The sequence below is a fragment of the Enhydrobacter aerosaccus genome, from assembly GCF_900167455.1.
GTDB classification, from domain to species: Bacteria; Pseudomonadota; Alphaproteobacteria; order Reyranellales; family Reyranellaceae; genus Reyranella; species Reyranella aerosaccus.
On the sequence record NZ_FUWJ01000001.1, the window covers coordinates 1,382,486 to 1,400,458 of the forward strand.

Sequence of the window (17,973 nt, forward strand, 5' to 3'; positions counted from 1 at the left end):
GTGGCCCCGGTCAGGCGGCGATCCGGTCGGACAGCAGTCCGACCGCCAGGGCGAAAAAGTCGGACTGGTTCCAGCGCAGGATGACGCGAAAATTCTCGGTGGTTCGGTAGACCGGTCCCCCTGCTCCGCCGGGCTTGACCAGCCGCTCTCCCTTCCGTGGAGCTGTGGACGAATCCGCCTCTTCGCCCCAGCCAAGGCCCGGTCGCCAACCGGCCCGATGGAGATAATTCACAGTCGAGGCAAAGACGTCGGCTTTGCTCTTCCAGATGTCAAAACGGCCGTCCCCGTCACCGTCGGCCGCGTAGGCAAGAAAAGTGGTGGGTATGAACTGACATTGGCCCATCGCCCCGGCCCACGAGCCCTTCATCTCGTGGAGGGGCACGTGTCGTTGAGACAGTATCTTCAGAGTCGCGATGAGCTGGCTACGGAAGAACGAAGCCCTGAAGCCATTGAAGGCCAAGGTCGCCAAGGCCGGCGCGACTTCGAAATCGCCGAGATGGGCGCCGTATTTGCTTTCGATGCCCCAAAGAGCCATGACGACCGAGCTCGGTATGCCGACGGGTGCCGCGAATCGGTCGACCAGAGCGCGATTCTCCTTGAGCATCGTTCGGCCCTTGGCGACCCGTTCCGCGGATACGACGACGTCGAGATATTGGTCGAACGTCATCTTGAACTCAGGCTGGTTGCGGGCGAGCTCGAGAACCTTCGGAAGCTGTTCGATCGAGCCAAGCGCCGCATCGGCGGTGCCGCTGTCAACGCCCGCGCGGAGGGCATCCGCACGCACGCCTTGAAGCCATGCAGCGAATTTGCTGTCGGTCGTCTGCGCCATTACCGGTGCCGCGCCCAGCGCCAGCATCGCGCACAGGGAACGGCGGCCGATCAGAGGGGAAAACATTCGGCCTTATCCTCCGATTCTGAGCGAAGGAATTTCTTTATGGTGCAGTAAATACTGCAAGACCGTCCGCGACGCCAGAGGTGGGCAATCGCCAGAACAGGCGTCCGCAGACCGATTGCCGGTTTGTTCCGCGCACGAGGAATGGTAAGCAGCCGCGGTCTGTTGGGATGGGTGGCCGAGCGGTTTAAGGCACCGGTCTTGAAAACCGGCGTGGGTTCACGCCCACCGTGGGTTCGAATCCCACCCCATCCGCCATCAGCAACGCCACTTGGTCATGCCATCGCGCTCGAACTCGCGGTCGCGGCTCTGGTCGCCATGGCAACCACCGAGGATTCCTCATGGACCGCTTTGTTGTCATTTCCGGATGTTCCGGAGGGGGCAAATCCACATTGCTGACCGAGCTTGGCCGCCGCGGATATTCCGTGGTCGAGGAGCCGGGCCGCCGCATTGTCGCACAAGAACTTGCCACCGACGGGGACGCCCTCCCCTGGAAGGACGGCAGCGCTTTTGCCCGTCGAGCGCTCGACATGGCGCTGGTCGACTATCGCGCAGCGCATTACGGGAAAGGTTGGGTATTCTTCGACAGAGGGCTGATCGATGCTGCGGCCGCGCTGCAACACTCTACAGGAGAGCAAGCGTTGCAGCGGTTCGGCCAAGTTCATCGCTATAACAGGACCGTGTTCCTCGTGCCGCCGTGGCCAGAACTCTACACACAAGACCAGGAACGCCAGCACGATTTTGCGGCTGCCGTCGCTGAATACGAGCGACTGCTCGAGGCCTATCCCGCTGTCGGCTATGACCTCGTCATCCTGCCCAAGCTGACCGTCGCAGAACGCGCGGATTTTCTCCTCGCGTGCCTGAAGCAGCAGGGTTCGCAACTCGGGCGGATCAGTTGATGCCGAACTTGGTGAAGTCCTCCGCAATACTCGGCGACAGTTTGGTCGCCGCCGCCATATCGGCGTCGCCGCCCGACTTGTCGCCCCCCTTCAGCTTGGCGAGGCCGCGACCATACAATGCACGGGCGCGGTTCGGCTCCACCTGCAGCGACAGGTCGTATTCGGAGACTGCCTTCGCGAACTCGCCCAGCTTGAGGTAGATGAATGCCCGCGTATCGCGCGCATCCAGGCTGGTCGGCTGCAGTTTCAACGCCTCGTCGCAATCGGCAATCGCATCCCGAAGGTCATGTCCAACGACAGCGCGCGTAAGGCAGCGATTGTTGTAGGCCACGGCCAGGTTCGGGTTGAATTTGATCGCCTCGCTGTAATCGGCGATCGCCTTCTCGTACTGGCCTTTCGCGAAATAGGAATAGCCACGATTGTAATAGGCGCCGGCAGCGGTCGGCACGAGCTTGATCACCTCGTCCAGGTCGGCAATCGCCTTGTCGTGCTGGCCCAACTGCGCATAGATCGCAGCCCGATTGAGGTAGGCTTCCGGCGCCTTCGGATCCAGGCGAATGGCTGCGCTGAAATCGGTCAGCGCCCGGTCGACACTACCACGCAGCGAATAGACGACTCCGCGATAATAGTAGGCCTTGGCAAATTCCGGCGACAGTTCGATCGCCCGATTGAGGTCCGCCAAGCCTTTGTCGAACTCGCCGGCGGCTGCATAGGCCACGCCGCGATGCATGAGCGCGTTGATGTTGTCCGGGCCGAGCTTCAGGGCTGCCGTGAAATCGGCTACCGCGGCGTCGTAATCGCCGCGGCGCGTATACTCGATAATTCCGCGGTTGAGATACGACGTGATGTACTTCGGATCGAGCTCGATCGACTTCGTATAGTCGGCGTAGGCATGGTCCGGTTCGTTCAAGGCGTGATAAGCGAAGCCTCGCTGGAAAAAGGCGAAGGCATAAGCCGGATCGAGTCGGATGCCTTCGTCCAGATCCGCGATAGCGCGCTTGTAGTCCTGCCGGATCAGGTACACGCCGCCACGAGACACGAACACCCGTGCTTCGGTGGGATTGAGGCGGATCGACTCGTTGAAGTCCGCCAGCGCGAGATCGTATTCGCCCTTGGCCATATAGGCGGTGCCGCGTTGATAGCGCGCGTTGGCGACCTGCGCCCAGTGCCGCACTGCCTCCGGGTCCTTGGAGCCGAACTGGAGGACGTCACCCGTCAAGAGGCCAAGACGCAGGGCCTCGCTGAAGTCGGCGATTGCCTTGTCCGGATCGCCCTTCTCGCGCCAGGAGATGCCGCGGTTGATGAGCGCGTTGACTTCCTTCGGATTGATCTTGAGGGCGTCCGTGAAGTCATTGATCGCGAGATCGTATTGGCCTTTCTTCGAGTAGTAGACGATGCCGCGGTTGACCAGCGGATTGACGTCGAGCGGATTGATGCGGTGCGCCTCGCTGTAATCCGCAATCGCGTTGTCGGGCTCGTTCACCGAATGATAGGCGATACCGCGATGGAGGTAGGTGTATTCGTCGCCGGGCGCCAGTCGAATAGCGTCCGTGAAGTCGGCAATGGCCGGCTTGAACTCCTCCTTGTACATGTAGGCGGAGGCTCGGCCGACATAATGAGCTGCTGCCGTCGGATTGAATCGGATTGCCGTGGTGAAATCGGCTATCGCTTTGTCGAGCACGGGAATCGATTGCTTCGGATCCTTGCCGGCCTTGTCCAGGTAGGCAAGACCACGCTGGTAATAGGCATCGGCCAGCTGGGTTGCGGTCTGGACACCCTGGAGGTAAGCCGCGTTCAATTGTGTTCCGGGCGGAATCTCATTGGCCGGCCGGACCGGTGATGGATTCGCCGGAAGGCAGCCGATTGCGGTGGTGAAATCCGAGATCGCCTGGTCGAGATTGCCCTTCCGCTTGTAGACCAGCCCGCGATTGATCCACGCGCTCACTTCGCAACGATTGAGCTTTATGGCCGAATTGAAATCGGCGATGGCGCCTTCGTTGTTGTCCTTCTTTGTGTAGAGAACGATGCCGCGATTGACATAGGCATAGGTTTCGTTCGGCGCGAGCCGGATGGCATCGCTGTAATCGACGATCGCCTGATCGGCGTCTCCCATGGTGTGATAGATCAGGCCACGCTGGAACAGGATGGGCGCACTCGGCGCCGACACACGGATCACGTCGGTGAACAGTCTGAGCGACTGCTTGTAATCACTCTGCGCGCTCTTCTGGTCCCCGACCGCGGCCGATGCAGTCGCCCGACTGTAGTAGGCGAGCGCGAGCGGGATGCCGGTCAGCCCACCGCTTTGGATCGCGTCGGTGCAAATACTGATCTTTTCCTGCGGCTGAAGTCCGTATCCCGAATAGCAGAGATCTGCCTTCGACGGAGGTGCAGCATTCGAAGCGGGTGCCGCCGGCTGAGCCGGTTGCTGGGATTGTGCACGGACGCTCGGCAGTCCGCCCAAGAACAGCGCCACCGCGCACGTGGCGAGCCGGATAGTCGAGCATCTCATCGTTAGCATGGCCTTCTCGCGACAACAGTCCCCAGCATACCCACCGCCCCACCGGCAAAGCGGCTTCATACCACTTACACCTGTAGGATGTATAAAAATTCCACTGCCACTGCGACAATCTTAAGGCATGAAATAGGTCGGATTTTGCAGCATTAACTGTGGTTAGGCGCCCTTCCGACACTGGAAATCGCGACCGCGTCCGCTTCACGAGGAAATCGATACCGGCCCTAACTCGCCATCTACTGCCTGTGTAGACTGACGTCATGCAGACCCTGACCACCGCCCAGGCCGTCGTATCGATGCTGGAACTGAACGGCATCGACACCCTCTTTTGTCTCCCCGGTGTCCAGAATGACGCCTTTTTCGACGCACTCTACGATCGCACCAACGCGATAAGACCGATTCACACACGGCACGAGCAGGCCTGTGCTTACATGGCTTTGGGGTACGCCATGGCCACCGGCGGTCCTTCTGCGTATGTCGTGGTTCCAGGGCCGGGCTTTCTCAATACGACGGCAGCACTCTCGACCGCCTACGCTGTGAATGCGCCTGTGCTCGCCCTCACCGGCCAGATTCAGCAATCAATGATCGGCCGCAATGTGGGGTTACTGCACGAGCTGCCCGATCAACTCGCCATTATGCGTGGGCTGACCAAGTGGGCCGACCGCGTCACGTCGCCAGCATCCGCCCCAGCGCTCATGAACGAGGCCTTCCGGCGATTGCTCTCCGGACGGCGCCGGCCGGTGGCGCTCGAATGCGCGATGGATACCTGGGCCCGTAAAGCCCCCGTGGAACTGCCGTCGACGCCGGCGGGCCGCGATCCCTGCCCCGTCGATGAAGAGGCGATCGATAAGGCCGCCAGGCTCCTGGGTGCCGCCAAGCGCCCCCTCATCGTCGTTGGAGGCGGAGCGCAGGAGGCTGGCCATTTCGTTCAAGAGATTGCCGAGATGCTCGATGCGCCGGTGATGACAGGCCGCATGGGCCAAGGCGTGATCGACGGGCGGCATCGACTGTCCGTGACGGCATTCGCCGGCTACCGCTTCTGGGCCGAAGCGGACGTTGTCCTTGCCGTTGGCACCCGCTTGCAGCCACAGCAGATGAATTGGGGCCTCGACGACGACCTCAAGGTCATCCGGATCGATATCGACGGTGAGGAACTCGATCGCCACCGAAAGCCGGAAATCGGCATCATCGGCGACGCGGCCGCAACGCTGAAAGTACTGGCCGCCCGGCTCGCCCTTCACAACGCCAAGCGCAATGGTCGAGCGGAGGCTGTCGCCGAGATCAAGGCGGCGGCGACGAAGACGGTGCGGGAAACGCTCGCGCCACAAATATCCTACCTCGACGCGATCCGCGCGGCGCTGCCGGAAGATGGTATCCTCGTCGATGAACTTACACAGATGGGCTATGCCGCCCGTCTGGCCTATCCGACCTACAAGCCGCGGACCTTCCTCTCGCCCGGTTACCAAGGCACGCTCGGATGGGGGTATGCGACGTCGCTTGGAGCGAAGGTCGCCAAGCCAGATGTTCCCGTCGTATCGATCAGCGGTGATGGCGGGTTTCTGTTCACTGCCATGGAGATGTCCACGGCGGCACAGAACGACATTGGTGTCGTGGCGATCGTCTTCAGCGACGGTGCCTATGGCAACGTCAGGCGCATCCAGCAACAATCCTACAACAATCGGACCATTGCCACGGATCTGCACAATCCGGATTTCGTCAAGCTTGCGGAAAGCTTCGGCGTTGCTGCAGAGCGGGTGAGCTCACCTGCGGAACTGCGAGCCGCGCTTTCGCGCAGAATTGCCAACGGGAAACCGGCCCTGATCCACTGTCCCGTTGGATCATTGCCCGATCCCTGGTCGCTCGTTGCCTTGCCACGGGCTCGCCCGCGTAGAGCGTAGAGCGCCTACTCGACTGCGCCTCTCAACCGGATATCGGACAGGAGGCGTTCGGCGTGCGTCTGATCGGCTAATCTCTTGGAGGCGAAGCGTGGGTCCCCCTGGGGCACAAGTCCCAGAGAACGGACGGCGAGGTTGGCTGGAAGGGCTGGCGGTACCGTCTGGGCTTCGGGCATTTCTACCTCGGCAAGCGCGAAGTATGTGCGCTCACCGTCAGCTTTGAAGAAATCGATGTCCCAGTGATACGGGCCATCATCCCAGGAGTATCGGACTTTTCGCAGCATCTGGTGTCCCACACTCCATAGCCGTTCGAAATCGTCCTCGAGGATCTCTGTCTCGATCTCGACGACTCGTCCGCGGACAGTGCGTTTATAGGTGAATATGAATTGTGTGCCGCTGCCGGCCACGATCGATCGAACGCGCAGGCCCGTGACATCAAGATAGGCTTGCCGAATGATGCTCCGAGTTACTCCCGGTGTTCGCGACAACAGGTTTTCGAGTTCGTTCTCCGTCTCGAGAACGAATTTCCGCTCGTTTTCAATGGGCATGTGCGACCGACTATCCTTACCAGACTACAGCATTGTGCTCGGCTTTGAGCTAGAAAGTCCGGATGCCAGTCCAGACGATCAACGACATTCCGACGCCCGCCCTTATTCTCGACCGGGCCATACTTCGCCGCAACCTGACGTCCATGAGCGATCGCCTCCGCCAGGCCGGTGTTGCGTTGCGACCTCATCTCAAGACTGCCAAGTCTGCCGTCGTCGGGCGGATGGCCGTTGAAGGGCACGACGGCCGGATCACGGTCTCTACGCTTGCGGAAGCGCGCTACTTTGCGCAGGCGGGCTTCAAGGACATCCTTTACGGCGTTGGTATTGTCCCCTCGAAGCTTCCAGCCGTCACCGAGTTGCGGCGCGAGGGCATCAACCTGCGCGTCGTGACGGACAATTTGCCCGTGGCGCGCGCGATTGCGGATGCCGCGGCGACAGGCAACGCGTTTTCCGTCTTTATCGAGATCGACAGCGGCGGTGGCCGGGCCGGTTTGCCCTATCCTGATTTGCCCGGCTTGCTCGATATCGCGAAGGTCCTCCACTCGGCACCGAACGTGGAACTGGCGGGCGTGATGACGCATGCCGGCCATTCCTATCACGAGAGTACCGTCGAGGGCATTGCACGCGTGGCGGAGCAAGAACGTCAGGCCATTGTCGGTGCAGCCGAGACATTGCGCGGTGCCGGCATTCCCTGCCCGATCGTCAGCGGGGGCTCGACGCCCACGGCGATCCATTCCCGCAATTTCACCGGCATCACGGAGATGCGTCCCGGCGTCTATATGTTCAACGATCTGGACCAGGAGTTCATCGGTTCCTGTGCAGCCGGAGATCTTGCGCTGTCGGTGCTGGCCACCGTGATCGGCCACTATCCGCATCGCAATCAGATGCTCATCGACGCCGGAGCGCTCGCCCTGTCCAAGGACATCAGCGCACAGGAATTCCAGCCCAAGGTCGGCTTCGGCACGATCGCCGAAGCGCCAGCGAAGGCCATGGCGGTTGTCGCCTGCTCTCAGGAGCACGGCTTTGTCGAGGCTGATGCTCCCCTGCCCTACGACAGGTTGCCGATCGGTAGCCGCGTTCGCGTGTGGCCCAATCATGCCTGCATCACGGCAGCCGCCTATGATCGCTACTATGTCGTCGACAGCGACGTCGATGGCGGAAAGACCGTCGTCGACACCTACGACCGCATAAACGGCTGGTGATTACAGCGAATTGACCGTGTGCCCGCCATCGACGGTGAGCACGCTGCCGGTCATGAAGTCCCCCGCCTCCGAGGCCAGCAGCAATAGCGCACCATCGAGATGGTGCGGCTGGCCGATGCGACGCTGGGGAATACGCTCGATGAGCTTTTGCCCGCCAGGTGTCTTCCAGAAATCGCTGTTCATCTCGGTCTCAATATAGCCGGGGCAAATGGCATTGACCCGAACACGGTAGCGGGCCCACTCCATGGCCAGGGCCCGCGTCAGGTGAATCAACCCGGCTTTCGACGCGTTATAGGGTGCTACGTGGCCAATGGTCCGCAGGCCAAGGATCGAGGCAATGTTGACGATGCTGCCGGGCCGATTGTCTGCCACCCAACGCCTTGCCGCTCCCTGGGCCACAAGCCAGGCGCCCCGCAAATTGGTATCGACGACCGCATCCCAATCGTCCTCGGGCATCTGCAGGGCGGCCTTCACGATCGAAATACCGGCATTGTTGACGACAATGTCGAGTGGGCCCGCGGCGTCCAGTGCCGCGGCGACTGACGCGCCGGACTGGACGTCAAGGTCGACGGCTCTAGCGGCGACGCCTTTCTGCTCGAGTTCCGCCTGTAGAGATTGCAGTCGGTCCGCCCGGCGCGCAGCCAACACGACGGACGCGCCGGCCTCTCCCAGACATCTCGCGAAGTGCGCTCCGAGTCCCGACGAGGCGCCGGTGATCAAGGCGCTCTTGCCCTTCAGGTCGAATAACTTGGACATCGCCGTAGCTCCCGCGTTTTATGCCCGCCTTATAGGCGAGCCTTTCGTGCGGAGGAACCATGGACCTGGGTCTCAAAGGGAAACGTGTACTCATCACCGGCGGCACCAAGAGCATCGGTCGAGCCATAGTCGATGCCTTTGTTGCGGAAGGTGCGATCGTCGGCTTCTGTGCGCGTGACGCCGCTCTTGTCAAACGCCGGGAAGACGAATGGCGAGCGAAGCAGGCCCGCGTCCAGGGAACGGCTCTGGACGTGACCGACGATCCCGCGCTGAAGTCGTGGATCGATGGCTTTGCCGCCGCTGGTGGCCTCGATCATTTCGTCGCCAACGTCAGTGCCCTCGGTACCGACGACACGCCGGAAGGCTGGCGCAAGAGCATCGAGATCGACATCGTCTCGACCGTCGAGTCGGTACGGCATGCCATGCCCCATCTCCTCAAGAGCGGACCGGGGGCCACCTGCACCGTCATCGGCACGGTGTCCCTGAACGAAGCCGGGCCGGGGCCGGTCCAGCCCTATCGCTCTGTGAAGGCTGCCCTTGTCCCGTTCGTCAAATCGCTGGCGATCGAAATGGCGCCGAAGGGTGTGCGGGTGAATATGGTGTCGCCCGGCTCCATCCTCGAGGATGGCAATACCTGGGGTCGCCAACGCGATGCCGACAGTGAACGCTACAAACGCACACTGGCCCGAAATCCTATGGGCCGCATGGGCACGCCGCAGGAGATCGCGGCACCGGTTGTCTTCCTCGCTGGCGCGCCCGCCTCCTTCATTACCGGGGTCAACTTCATCGTCGACGGGGCCATCACGACGAGGGTCCAATACTGACCAGCAGCCAAAGGACAGACTGGCCTCTGGTTGCATTGCTGGTGGCGGCCGGCATCGTTGCTGCCTTCCATGTCGGCAAGATGCCGCCTGCCCTGCCGTCGGTGCGGGCCGATCTCGGCGCGACGCTGCGCGAAGCAGGCTGGCTGTTGTCCGTTATCAATCTCATGACGGCCGTTGGCGGAATGGCCATCGCTCTCACCGCGGATCGATTCGGGCACCGTCGCCTGATCCTTCTGGGTACGGCAATCTGCCTCGCAGCCAGCCTTTTCGGAAGCTTTGTGAACGATATTGCAGAGCTCCTGGTCTGTCGCTTCTTCGAGGGGCTCGGCTTCATTGCCACGACGGTGTCCGCCCCGCCCCTGCTTCTGCGCGTCACAAAGCCGAGCGATGCGCGCCGTGCCATGGCATTATGGACAACCTACATGCCTGCAGGAGCCGGCATCATGATGCTTTCGGCAGCAATGATCCTGCCCCATGCGTCGTGGCGGCTGGTCTGGCTCGTCGCCGCGGCGGCATCGGGCCTCATGCTGGTAGCCCTTCTGCGCGCAACGCTGGTGCGAAAGGAGCTCGGTCCGAATACGGTCGCGCTCCGTCCTCTGGCCAAGGATGTCGGCGACGTCTTGAGCAACGGAGGCCTGGTTGCGATCGCACTTTGCTTCGGGGCCTATTCGAGCTGCTGGTTTGCCATCGTTGGCTTCCTGCCGACACTTCAGATCGAGCGGCTGGGATTGTCCCCTTCCTCCGCCGCCGTCATCACGGCCCTGGTCACTTTCGTCAATGTGGCCGGCAATCTTGCTGCGGGTGTCCTGCTTGGTCGAGGCGTACCTCGCATCGTCTTGATTGTCGGAGCAGCCTTGCCGATGGCATTTTGCGCTGCTGGCATCTTCGTCGATGGCACGCCGGATGTGGTCCGTCTTGTACTGGCGGCGGTTTATTCGATGATCATCGGCGTGGTGCCTGGAGCGCTGTTCACGGCAATTCCTGTCCATGCGCCGCGCCGCCAGCTTGTCGGTGCGGCAACCGGCCTCCTCATGCAGGGCTCGAACATCGGAGCGCTTCTGGGACCGCCCGCGACGGCCGCTCTGGTGTCTTCGGCCGGTTGGCCTGCCGCGAGCTGGCTGACGACGATCACCCTGTCGACGGTCGTCGTTTCCGGCATCTTCCTGCACTGGCGCGAAAGGCGTAAGCTTTCGTCATGATCTTCGTGGACATCGTCTCCGATACCATCTGCCCCTGGTGCTATATCGGCAAACGGCGTTTTGAACGCGCGCTTGCCCTGAGCGGGCGCAACGACGTGGCCATCTCGTGGCGGCCCTTTCAACTCAATCCGGACATGCCGGCCGAAGGCATGACCCGGGACGATTACGTGCGCGCCAAGTTTGGCGGCGGGGATCGCCCGCGCCAGATCTACCAGGCGATCGCAGACAGCGGGCGTGAGGCCGGTATCGATTTCCAGTTTGCCCGTATCAGGCGAACACCCAATACCGTGCTTTCCCATCGTCTGGTCCATTGGAGCGCGAAGAACGAGCGCCAGGACGAGATGGTCGGGGAGCTGTTCAAAGCCTATTTCGAGGAAGGCCTCGACATCGGCGATCTCGAGACCCTCGTACGATGTGCCACTCGGGCCGGGCTCGATGCGGATCTCGCGCGGCGATATCTTCAAAGCGACGACGGCCGTCAGGAGGTGGTTGCCTCGGACGTCTATGCCCGGCGGCTGGGAATCAACGGTGTTCCCTGTTTCATCGTAAACCGGAAATACGCCGTCTCCGGCGCGCAGCCGCCATCGGCCTTTGTCGAGGTGTTCAATCTCGCCGAGCGGGATGCCGCTACCAGCGCCGCACAATCTACCGTCTGATACCGATCCGACACTGTCCAGGCGACGAGAGGGAAGCCCGCTGCTGAGGGCGGCGTCTTGTGCTGTCGTGCAGACAATCCATGTCGAATGACATATGATATGTTGATCGACATATCAGAAGGCAACCATGCCGATCAGCGCTGACCGGAAGGCCCGGACGAGGGCCGAAATCTTCGATCATGCCGCTCGCCTGTTCCGCTTGCGTGGCTATGCCGGGACAAACATCGATGACATCATGCTCGCGGCCGGTCTCACGCGCGGCGCCTTCTACGCGCATTTCGAGTCCAAGGACCAGCTGTTTGCAGAAGTGGTCGGCGCAGGTCACGGCTTGTTGGCCGTGTTGCGGGCCTCAGATCCGAAGACGGCGTTGAACCGCTACTTCGACAAGACACAGCTGACGGCCAATGCCCAGGCTTGCACATTGGCTGCCCTCCCAACCGATGTGGCCCGGGCGCCGCTGGCAGCCCGCCTTGCCTACGCCAACATGCTGTACGCGCTGATCGAGGAACTATCCCGGGGCCGCGCGCGCAAACTGGACGCATCGGCGACGACAGTGGCCATCCTCGCGGTTGGAGCCCTGGTGCTGGCGCGAGCGTCGGGCGATACGCGGTTGAGCGACTGGCTCCTTCGTTGCGCCAGACGTACGGCCCTCCCGCTGCTCAAGCCGCGAGCTTCGCCATCGCGGAAACGATCCCGGTCACGCCGGAAAGTCGCTGCTGCTCGTCGCCCCAGACGCGCTGCACGATCACGCGCTGGTCGGGCCTAGCTTTCACCAAAGGCGCGTTCTTCTGGATCCAGCCAATCAGCCGGTCCGGGCGGGGGAACTTGTTCTCGTGGAAACTGAACACCACCGCCTTCTCGCCAGCGTCGATCTTCTCTACGGATGCCGTGCGGCACAGTAATTTCAACGATACAGTCTTGAGCAGGAATTCCGCCTCCAGGGGCATCTTGCCGAAGCGATCGACGAGTTCCGCCGCAAAGGCGTCGATATCTTCCTGGTTCGTCAGGCTGCCGAGACGGCGGTACAGCCCCATGCGGACCGATAGATCGGGCACATATTCCTCGGGAATGAGCACCGGAATGCCGAGATTGAGCTGCGGCGACCATTCGGCCTTGGCCACTTCTTCAGCCCGCCCTCGAGCGGCGGAGACCGCCTCTTCCAAGAGCTGCTGATAGAGTTCGATCCCCACTTCGCGAATGTGGCCGGACTGCTCGTCGCCCAGCAGGTTTCCTGCGCCGCGAATGTCGAGGTCGTGGCTGGCGAGCTGGAAGCCTGCGCCAAGTGTGTCGAGCGTCTGCATGACCTCGAGGCGCTTGGACGCCGCCTCGCTCAGGGCCTTGCCTGGGGGAACCGTCAGATAGGCGTAGGCTCGGGTTTTGCCTCGACCGATGCGGCCGCGGAGCTGGTAAAGCTGCGCCAGGCCAAACATATCCGCGCGATGCACGATCATCGTATTGGCATTGCGGATGTCGAGGCCGCTCTCGACGATATTGGTCGACAGCAGCACGTCGAACTTACCGTCGATGAATTCCTGCATCGTATTTTCGATCTGCGTCGGCGGCAGGCGACCATGCGCCATGGCCATGCGGATCTCGGGCACGAGCTCGCGCAGCTGTTCCGCGACGATGCTCAGGTCCTCGACGCGCGGACAGACATAGAAGCTTTGCCCACCGCGGTACTGTTCGCGCAACAGCGCCTCGCGAATGGTGACGGCGTCGAATGGCGTGACGAACGTCCGAACCGCCAATCGATCCACTGGCGGCGTGGCAATGAGACTCATGTCCCGGACGCCGGTGAGTGCGAGTTGCAGGGTGCGCGGAATCGGAGTCGCGGTCAGAGTGAGCACGTGTACGTCGGCCCGCAATTCCTTCAGCCGCTCCTTGTGGGCTACGCCGAAATGCTGTTCCTCGTCGACGATCAGAAGCCCCAGGTCCTTGAATTCGATGCCCTTGGCCAGGAGGGCATGTGTGCCGACCACGATATCGATCGTCCCGTCCTTCAACCCGGCCTTCGTCTCCTTGGCCTCCTTGGCACTGACCAGCCGCGACAGGCGGCCAATGCGCACCGGCATGCCGCCGAAACGCTCGACGAAAGTGCGATGGTGCTGGCGAGCCAGCAATGTGGTCGGGCCGATGACCGCGACCTGCTTGCCGGACATCGCTCCGACAAAGGCTGCACGCAGGGCAACTTCCGTCTTGCCGAAGCCCACGTCACCGCAAACCAGCCGGTCCATCGGCTTTCCGGACGACAGATCGCCAATCACATCGGCAATTGCCTGGAGCTGATCGTCTGTCTCGGCATAAGGGAAGCGTGCACAGAATTCCTCGTACAAGCCTTCCGGCGGACTCATCGTCTCGCCGCGCCTGATCGCACGCTCGGCCGCGATCTTGATGAGCCGGTCCGCCATGTCGGCGATACGTTGCTTGAGCTTGGCCTTTCGTGATTGCCAGGCAGCTCCCCCGAGGCGGTCGAGTTGTGCCCCCTCCTCCGCGCTGCCGTAACGACTGAGGACATCGATATTTTCCACGGGAACGAATAGCTTGTCGCCGCCCTCGTATGTGAGCCTCAGGCAATCGTGACGAGCGTTCTGTATCTCCAGTGTGACGAGGCCTTCGTAGCGTCCAACCCCATGCTCACGATGCACGACGAGATCGCCATCGCTCAGCGCGGAGGCTTCGGCGATGAACCGCTCTGACGGTCGACGCTTCTTGGCGGGCCGCGACAGGCGATCTCCGAGAATGTCTTCCTCGCCGACGACTTCCAGGTCGTCGAGAACGAAACCGTGCTCGAGCGGCCACACGGCGACGCCCAAGGTACCGGCGGGCAGGCCCAAGACCGTCACATAGTCCTTCACGGGAACAGGCGTCGTGGCACCGTGCTCCTGCAGAAGATGCTGAAGGCGCGAAACCGAGCCTTCGGTATAACCTGCGATGACGACACGACGACCTGCGCCGTTGGCTGCTTTTACGTGCTCGGTCACCTTGTCGAACAGGTTGACGCCCTGGGCGGTGCGCGCCTGCGCGAATCCCTCATGCCGGCGGCCGCCGAGATCGACCGCATTGGCCGCCTCCGGCGGAGCGTCGAAGGTCGTGAATTGCACGACGCTGCGGCCCTCCAGCAGGGCCTCCCATTGCGATGGCTTGAGGTACAATCGCTCGGGGGGCAGGGGCTTGTAGTCGCCGCCTCCGGTCATGCCGCCCTTGGCGCCGGTCTTCTCTCGTGCATCGTAATAGTCGACGATCAACTCGTGACGAGCTTCCAGCGCCTCCTTGAGTTGATGATCGTTGGTGGCGATAGCGCCGGGGCAATAATCAAGCAGCGTTTCCAGGCGTTCGTGGAACAGCGGCAGCCAATGTTCCATGCCGACGTGGCGCTGGCCGGCTGAGACGGCCTCGTAGAGTACGTCCTCCCCGGCAACGTTGCCGAATAGCTCGCGATAGCCACTGCGAAAACGCGCGATGCTCTCTGGCGTAAGGAGAACCTCGCTTACCGGCAAGAGGGCAATTTCCTCCCGCTCCCCGGTCGTGAGCTGGCTCATCGGATCGAAGGTCCGTATCGTTTCGATCGTGTCGCCAAAGAGATCGAGACGAAGCGGCTCGGATGTCCCTGGCGGAAACAGATCGATCAGGCCGCCGCGAATGGCGAATTCACCCGGCTCCATGACGGTGTCGGCCCGCCCATAGCCGTTCTCGCCGAGGAACTTGGTGAGGGCGACGACCTCTATCGTCTGCCCCTTGCGCAGGACGGAGGCCGCGCTGGCGTACAACCCACGTGGCGGCACGCGCTGCAGGACCGCTCCAACCGAGGCAAGGACAATGCGCGCCGGGCTGCCCGCCTTCCGCGGAGCGGCGAGCCGGGCCAGCGTTTCGAGGCGCTCGGCGACGATGTCGGGGTGCGGCGAAAGCCGATCGTACGGCAGGCAATCCCAGGCCGGGAAGACGAGCACCTCGCGGTCAGGGGCGAAGAAGCGCAGCCCATCCTGAAGGCGCTCCAGCCGCTGTCCGTCGCGCGCCACGTGCAAAATATCCTGTCCGCCCGTCGTCTTGGCGATCTCACTCAAAACTAGCGCATCGGCGCCTTCAGGTAGGCCGGCGATGGTCCAATTTCCGGCCTTCCGATGCAGCACCGACAGGCGTTCGGCTAGGGATGACACTCAGAACCTCACCCGAAATGCCAGGAGCTTGCGCAAAACTGGCGTATCGGCCTCGGTCGGGACTTCGACCTTGCCCGTGATCCAGTCGAAAATCTCGTTATCGCCGGTATCCAGAAGGCGCTCGTACTGGTCGAGTTCGGCGATGCCAAATTCGGCGATATGGGCGCGCGCAAACTGCCCAAGAAGAATGTCGTTCTCCTTGTTGCCACGATAGACACTGCGATAAAGCAAACGCTTGCGCCGTGTCTCCAGTTCGGCGTCGCCGGTCATGTTTTCCCCAAGGTCCTAGTGAAAGGGGCGTAGCATATAGGCGGCGGCGGTGGCCAAGTCACGGGGCCCGGAACCAAAGCACCCATGCGCCCCCAGAGCCTCACCCCCCTCTTCGCCCAGGTCACGGCCCTTCCCGGGATCGGCCCGCGCTTGGGCAAACTGGTGGAGAAGCTTGCCGGGCCGCTGGTCGTGGACCTGCTGTGGCACCTGCCCTTCGCTCTCATCGATCGCCGCAATGCACCCACGGTCGCTGAGGCCAAGGCTGGAGACGTTGCCACGCTTACCGTGACGATCGGTGAACATCTCGTGCCGCGCAACGGCCGGCAGCCTTATCGGATCTGGTGCTCGGACCAGACTGGTCGGCTTTGCCTGACCTATTTCAACGGCCGGGAGGACTACCTCAAGAAGCTTCTGCCGCCGGGCGATATCCGCGTCGTGAGCGGCAAGATCGAAATATACCAGGGCGAGGTCCAGATGACGCATCCTGACCATGTGGTGCCCCTGGACCAGCGGGACTCGGTCCTGCGGGTCGAGCCGGTATACGGTCTGACGGCCGGGTTGACGCAGAGGCCGCTGCAGAAGGCCATCGGGGCCGCCCTTGAGCGCCTTCCCGACCTGCCGGAATGGCAAAACGCGGCCTATCTCGCCCGCCAGCGATGGCCCAGTTGGAAGGCGGCGCTCGCCCAGGCGCACGCGCCCACGGAAGAGGTCGACCTGGAGCCACGGCATCCGGCGCGCGCCCGCCTGGCCTTCGACGAACTGCTCGCCAGCCAGCTCGCTGTGGCGCTGGTCCGGCATCACAACCGGACCCTGGCCGGCCGATCGACAAAAGGCGATGGTCGTCTCCAGGCCCGGGCCCGGGCGTCGCTGCCCTTTGAGCTGACATCCAGCCAGAAGGCTGCTGTCGCGGAGATCGCGGCAGACATGGCCAAGCCCGAGCGCATGGTTCGGCTCCTGCAAGGCGATGTCGGCAGCGGAAAGACGCTCGTCGCCCTCTTGGCCATGCTTACGGCCGTTGAATCGGGGGCACAGGCCGCTCTCATGGCTCCGACGGAACTGCTCGCGCGCCAGCATCACGCCACCATCATGCCGCTTGCTGAGGCCGCGGGCGTCAAGCTCGCGTTGCTGACGGGACGGGACGGGCAGCGGCAAAAGAAGGCCACGCTCGACGGATTAGCCGATGGATCGATCCAGATCGTCGTCGGCACGCATGCCCTGGTGCAGGAAGATGTCGAGTTTGCCGACCTCGCCCTGGCCGTCGTCGATGAACAGCATCGTTTCGGAGTGCATCAGCGGATGGCGCTGTCGTCCAAAAGTCACGCTGTCGACCTGCTCGTCATGACGGCTACCCCGATCCCGCGCACCCTTATGCTGGCCGCCTACGGCGACCTCGATGTCTCCAAGCTCACGGAGAAACCGGCGGGGCGTCAACCCATCGACACCCGCACCATACCGCTCGAGCGCATTGGCGAGGTGGTTGAGGGCATCAGCCGCAGGGTGGCAGACGGTGCCCGCATCTACTGGGTTTGCCCTCTGATCGAGGAATCAGAGGAAGTCGACCTCGCGAATGCAGAGGAGCGCTATCGGCTGCTGCAGGCCCGTTTCCCAGGCAAGGTCGGATTGGTCCATGGTCGGCTCAAGGGCGCCGAGCGCGAGGCGACCATGGCGGCGTTTGCCGATGGACGCCTCTCCATTCTCGTTGCAACGACCGTGATCGAGGTCGGCGTTGATGTGCCGGCCGCAACGGTGATGATCATCGAGCACGCGGAACGATTCGGGCTGGCGCAACTGCATCAGCTGCGTGGGCGTGTCGGGCGAGGCAGTGCGAAATCTACCTGCCTGCTCCTCTACGCTCAGCCCCTTGGCGAAACCGCCAAGGCGCGCCTTGCCATCATGCGCGAGACGGAAGATGGCTTCCGCATCGCCGAGGAAGATCTGCGCCTGCGAGGCGCCGGCGAATTGTTGGGCACGCGTCAGAGCGGATTGCCGGACATGCGCCTGGCCGATTTGGCAGCGCACGCGGAACTCCTGGAAGCGGCTCGCGATGACGCCCGTCTCGTGATCGAACGCGATCCCGACCTCAATACTCCCCGCGGGGAGGCGTTGAGGGCCCTGCTCTACCTGTTCCGGCGTGACGACGCGGTGCGCACGCTTCGCGCTGGATAG

14 protein-coding genes and 1 tRNA gene are annotated in these 17,973 nt (G+C 62.5%); 9 read left to right on the plus strand and 6 right to left on the minus strand.

Going from position 1 to position 17,973, the window contains the following annotated elements; translation table 11 throughout:
- Positions 1-10: 10 nt before the first annotated feature.
- The gene (locus B5D62_RS06500) at positions 11-895 is read right to left on the minus strand and encodes a lytic murein transglycosylase (protein ID WP_085932955.1); all 885 of its coding nucleotides are present in this window, start codon (positions 893-895) and stop codon (positions 11-13) included.
- Between the two features lie 165 nt (positions 896-1,060).
- On the opposite strand from B5D62_RS06500, the gene B5D62_RS06505 reads away from it, so the two are divergent.
- Both B5D62_RS06505 and B5D62_RS06510 read left to right on the plus strand, forming a co-directional pair.
- A tRNA-Ser gene (locus B5D62_RS06505) sits at positions 1,061-1,150 on the plus strand.
- 83 nt (positions 1,151-1,233) lie between these two features.
- Positions 1,234-1,791, plus strand: a complete 558-nt coding sequence (locus tag B5D62_RS06510) for an AAA family ATPase (protein ID WP_085932956.1) — start codon at positions 1,234-1,236, stop codon at positions 1,789-1,791.
- Here the strand turns inward: B5D62_RS06510 and B5D62_RS06515 are convergent.
- Entirely contained in the window at positions 1,784-4,309 is a 2,526-nt protein-coding gene (locus B5D62_RS06515) for a tetratricopeptide repeat protein (protein ID WP_170920806.1), read from the minus strand. The genes B5D62_RS06510 and B5D62_RS06515 overlap by 8 nt on opposite strands.
- Positions 4,310-4,563: 254 nt before the next feature.
- Here B5D62_RS06515 and B5D62_RS06520 point away from each other — a divergent pair, with 254 nt between their 5' ends.
- Positions 4,564-6,201, plus strand: coding sequence for a thiamine pyrophosphate-dependent enzyme (locus tag B5D62_RS06520; protein ID WP_085932958.1), 1,638 nt, complete (start codon positions 4,564-4,566; stop codon positions 6,199-6,201).
- A 5-nt stretch (positions 6,202-6,206) separates the two neighbouring features.
- On the opposite strand, the gene B5D62_RS06525 is transcribed toward B5D62_RS06520, so the two are convergent.
- Positions 6,207-6,746 carry a CYTH domain-containing protein gene (locus tag B5D62_RS06525; RefSeq protein ID WP_085932959.1) on the minus strand — a complete coding sequence of 180 codons (540 nt, stop codon included), beginning with the start codon at positions 6,744-6,746 and terminating at the stop codon, positions 6,207-6,209.
- Positions 6,747-6,808: 62 nt separating this feature from the next.
- Between B5D62_RS06525 and B5D62_RS06530 the strand changes: the two genes are divergently transcribed.
- The gene (locus B5D62_RS06530; RefSeq protein ID WP_085932960.1) at positions 6,809-7,948 is read left to right on the plus strand and encodes an alanine racemase; all 1,140 of its coding nucleotides are present in this window, start codon (positions 6,809-6,811) and stop codon (positions 7,946-7,948) included.
- Here B5D62_RS06530 and B5D62_RS06535 read toward each other — a convergent pair whose 3' ends face one another.
- On the minus strand, positions 7,949-8,704 hold the full coding sequence (locus B5D62_RS06535; RefSeq protein WP_085932961.1) for a glucose 1-dehydrogenase: 756 nt from the start codon (positions 8,702-8,704) through the stop codon (positions 7,949-7,951).
- 59 nt (positions 8,705-8,763) lie between these two features.
- On the opposite strand from B5D62_RS06535, the gene B5D62_RS06540 reads away from it, so the two are divergent.
- The 4 genes from B5D62_RS06540 (at position 8,764) to B5D62_RS06555 (ending at position 12,149) form a co-directional block, all read left to right on the plus strand.
- Positions 8,764-9,528, plus strand: a complete 765-nt coding sequence (locus B5D62_RS06540; protein WP_085932962.1) for an SDR family NAD(P)-dependent oxidoreductase — start codon at positions 8,764-8,766, stop codon at positions 9,526-9,528.
- 41 nt (positions 9,529-9,569) lie between these two features.
- Positions 9,570-10,727 carry an MFS transporter gene (locus B5D62_RS06545; RefSeq protein ID WP_139373740.1) on the plus strand — a complete coding sequence of 386 codons (1,158 nt, stop codon included), beginning with the start codon at positions 9,570-9,572 and terminating at the stop codon, positions 10,725-10,727.
- Complete coding sequence (locus B5D62_RS06550) at positions 10,724-11,383, plus strand: DsbA family oxidoreductase (protein WP_218190959.1); 660 nt, start codon at positions 10,724-10,726, stop codon at positions 11,381-11,383. The genes B5D62_RS06545 and B5D62_RS06550 overlap by 4 nt, the downstream gene beginning before the upstream one ends.
- Before the next feature lie 127 nt (positions 11,384-11,510).
- Entirely contained in the window at positions 11,511-12,149 is a 639-nt protein-coding gene (locus tag B5D62_RS06555; protein WP_085932964.1) for a TetR/AcrR family transcriptional regulator, read from the plus strand.
- On the opposite strand, the gene mfd is transcribed toward B5D62_RS06555, so the two are convergent.
- A complete protein-coding gene (mfd, locus tag B5D62_RS06560; RefSeq protein ID WP_085932965.1) occupies positions 12,043-15,537 on the minus strand; it encodes a transcription-repair coupling factor in 3,495 nt (1,164 codons plus the stop codon). The two genes, B5D62_RS06555 and mfd, sit on opposite strands and share 107 nt — an antisense overlap.
- The gene (locus B5D62_RS06565) at positions 15,538-15,807 is read right to left on the minus strand and encodes an FAD assembly factor SdhE (RefSeq protein ID WP_085932966.1); all 270 of its coding nucleotides are present in this window, start codon (positions 15,805-15,807) and stop codon (positions 15,538-15,540) included. It abuts the gene before it with no gap.
- 84 nt (positions 15,808-15,891) lie between these two features.
- On the opposite strand from B5D62_RS06565, the gene recG reads away from it, so the two are divergent.
- The gene (recG, locus tag B5D62_RS06570; protein WP_085932967.1) at positions 15,892-17,973 is read left to right on the plus strand and encodes an ATP-dependent DNA helicase RecG; all 2,082 of its coding nucleotides are present in this window, start codon (positions 15,892-15,894) and stop codon (positions 17,971-17,973) included.

Bases quoted from the DNA above. Each gene is read 5' to 3' on its own strand.
- B5D62_RS06500 (WP_085932955.1), bottom strand. From the start codon at position 895: ATGTTTTCCCCTCTGATCGGCCGCCGTTCCCTGTGCGCGATGCTGGCG.
- B5D62_RS06510 (WP_085932956.1), top strand. From the start codon at position 1,234: ATGGACCGCTTTGTTGTCATTTCCGGATGTTCCGGAGGGGGCAAATCC.
- B5D62_RS06515 (WP_170920806.1), bottom strand. From the start codon at position 4,309: ATGCTAACGATGAGATGCTCGACTATCCGGCTCGCCACGTGCGCGGTG.
- B5D62_RS06520 (WP_085932958.1), top strand. From the start codon at position 4,564: ATGCAGACCCTGACCACCGCCCAGGCCGTCGTATCGATGCTGGAACTG.
- B5D62_RS06525 (WP_085932959.1), bottom strand. From the start codon at position 6,746: ATGCCCATTGAAAACGAGCGGAAATTCGTTCTCGAGACGGAGAACGAA.
- B5D62_RS06530 (WP_085932960.1), top strand. From the start codon at position 6,809: ATGCCAGTCCAGACGATCAACGACATTCCGACGCCCGCCCTTATTCTC.
- B5D62_RS06535 (WP_085932961.1), bottom strand. From the start codon at position 8,704: ATGTCCAAGTTATTCGACCTGAAGGGCAAGAGCGCCTTGATCACCGGC.
- B5D62_RS06540 (WP_085932962.1), top strand. From the start codon at position 8,764: ATGGACCTGGGTCTCAAAGGGAAACGTGTACTCATCACCGGCGGCACC.
- B5D62_RS06550 (WP_218190959.1), top strand. From the start codon at position 10,724: ATGATCTTCGTGGACATCGTCTCCGATACCATCTGCCCCTGGTGCTAT.
- B5D62_RS06555 (WP_085932964.1), top strand. From the start codon at position 11,511: ATGCCGATCAGCGCTGACCGGAAGGCCCGGACGAGGGCCGAAATCTTC.
- B5D62_RS06565 (WP_085932966.1), bottom strand. From the start codon at position 15,807: ATGACCGGCGACGCCGAACTGGAGACACGGCGCAAGCGTTTGCTTTAT.
- recG (WP_085932967.1), top strand. From the start codon at position 15,892: ATGCGCCCCCAGAGCCTCACCCCCCTCTTCGCCCAGGTCACGGCCCTT.